The following is a 2,202-nucleotide window of genomic DNA, read 5'->3' as shown; positions in this document are numbered from 1 at the left end:
CCGGCGTGCTCGCGACGCTGGCGATGGCGGCCGGAACCGCCCTGACGGTCGCGGCGATCGCCTCTCTCGCGGTGGGCGCCAAGGCGACAGCGCTCCGGATCGCATCCTCCCGGCCGGGTTTCGGCGCGGCGCTCCTGGCCGTGCTGGAGGTCGGAGCCGCGGCGCTGATCCTCGCCTTCGGCGTCGTCATGCTTGGCGGGCTGCTCAGCGACAGCTCGCCTCTCGCCGGCTGATCCGCGCGCTCCACATCAGTCACCCCGACGTGAAGCCGACCGAGGCCCACGCCGGCTAACTGAGGATCACGTGGACAAGCCGACCGCCGACCGACCGCCCCTCCCCGCAAGCGCCCCCGAGGCGCCGCGCGGCCAGACATTCGAGCCGGGGTGGAACTGCTGGAAAACCGCCGTCGCGGACCGCATGAGCGTGCTGGTGCATGGTGCGGAGTATTTCGCCGCGCTGGAGACCGCGCTGCGTTCGGCGCGGCGCTCGATCCTGATCATCGGGTGGGACTTCGACCCGAGAATAAGGCTGCGCCTCGACGTCTCCGAAGAGGAGTCGCCGCCGCTCGGCCGCCTGTTGCGCCAGCTCGTCGAGGAGCGGCCGGAGCTCGAGGTTCGCGTGCTGGTCTGGAGCTCGGCCGTCGCGCATGGTCCGAGCGGCACCGCCGAGCTGCTGATCGGAACGGAGTGGCAGCAGCACCCGCGCATCAGCCTCCGGCTCGACACGACCCATCCGCTCTACGCCGCCCATCACCAGAAGATCGTGGCGATCGACGGCGCCATCGCCTTCACGGGCGGCATCGACCTCACGGTCAACCGCTGGGACACCCATGAGCACCGCCACGGGGATCCGCGGCGCAGGTCGCATGCCGGCGCCCTCTACGGCCCGATCCACGACGTGCAGGTGGCGTTCGACGGCGAAGCCGCCCGCGAGGTGTTCGAGCACGCCTGCTGGCGCTGGAAGAAGGGCACGGGGGAATCCCCCGAATGTGTCCCGCGCGCGCTCCCCTGGCCGGAGAACGCGCGGACGCATTTCACCGACGTCGACCTTGCGATCGCGCGCACGGTGCCGGACTGGGGCGATGGCCGAAGCGCCCACGAGGCCGCGCGGCTGACGGAGGACATGCTCTGGGCCGCCGAGCGGACCATCTACATCGAGGCCCAGTATTTCGCCGCGACCTTCCTGGGCGACGTCCTGGAGCGCCGCCTCAGCGAGCCGAACGGCCCCGAGGTGATCGCGATCGTCAGCCTCGCCTCGCACGGTTTCATCGAGCGCCAGATCATGGGACGCAACCGCGACCGGCTGATCCGCCGCCTGCGCCGCGCCGACCGTCACGGCCGGTTCCGCATCTACAATCCGGTGGTGCCAGGCGACGACAAGGACTGTTCGGTCCTCATTCATTCCAAGCTCATCATCTCGGACGATCGCCTGCTGCGCGTCGGCTCCTCCAATCTCAACAACCGGTCCGTCGGGCTCGACACGGAGCTCGACGTCGCGATCGAAGCGCGGGACGAAGCGGACAGGCGGGCCGTCGGCGCCTTGCGGAACCACCTGCTCGCGGAGCATCTCGGCGTGCCCGAGGCGGTTTTCGACGCCACCTTCGCCGAGACCGGCTCGCTGGTCGAAACCATCGAGCGCCTCAACACCGGCGCGCGAGGGCTTCGCTCCTTCGACGCGATCCGCACCCGTGGCTCCACCCGCCCGGTGCCGGGCACCAGCCTGCTCGACCCGGCGCGTCCGTTCGAGCCGCCGTGGCTGTTGCGCCGCCGGGACAAGCGGATCACCCGCCGGCGCGACGCCTGAAGAAGATCTCGGCGCCGAGCAACGTCAGGGCGCCGATGGCGAGTGGCCCCAGGAAGTAGATCAGCCGGTAGACCAGCAGGCCGCCGATCAGGTCGCTCTGCGGGAGCAGCCGCTGCACGACCGTCTCGATCACCCCGAGCCCGCCGGGCGCGTGGGTGAGCATGGTCGCGGCGTTGGCCGCCGCATAGGCGCCGGCGACCTCCGCGTACCCGGCGTCCGAGATCGCGGCGAGCGCCTGGTGCATGCAGGCCGCGACGCAGGCGAAGTTGACGATCGCGACGAGAACCTGGGCGAGCGCGAGGCGGAAGGTCGGCATCCGCAGGCTGCGGCCGAAGACGGTGAAGCCCCGGGGCCGCAACGCAGCCGCGGCCAGGTACAGCACGGGCGCAGCGAGGCACG

At 71.1% G+C, this 2,202-nt stretch carries 1 protein-coding gene and 2 pseudogenes; 2 read left to right on the top strand and 1 reads right to left on the bottom strand.

Annotation, left to right across the window (positions count from 1 at the left end; genetic code table 11):
* Positions 1-233: pseudogene (locus tag ACIKT0_RS17400) on the top strand (nickel transporter); the annotation flags it as partial.
* A gap of 70 nt (positions 234-303) precedes the next feature.
* The gene (locus ACIKT0_RS17395; protein WP_407106610.1) at positions 304-1,803 is read left to right on the top strand and encodes a phospholipase D-like domain-containing protein; all 1,500 of its coding nucleotides are present in this window, start codon (positions 304-306) and stop codon (positions 1,801-1,803) included.
* Here the strand turns inward: ACIKT0_RS17395 and ACIKT0_RS17390 are convergent.
* Positions 1,781-2,202 (bottom strand): annotated as a pseudogene (locus tag ACIKT0_RS17390) (UPF0104 family protein); the annotation flags it as partial. The gene ACIKT0_RS17395 and the pseudogene ACIKT0_RS17390 overlap by 23 nt on opposite strands.

The sequence above is a fragment of the Hansschlegelia beijingensis genome (assembly GCF_045505405.1).
Lineage (GTDB): Bacteria > Pseudomonadota > Alphaproteobacteria > Rhizobiales > Methylopilaceae > Methylopila > Methylopila beijingensis_A.
Note: the sequence above shows the minus strand (reverse complement) of the source record. Positions and strands in the feature narration are given on the sequence as shown.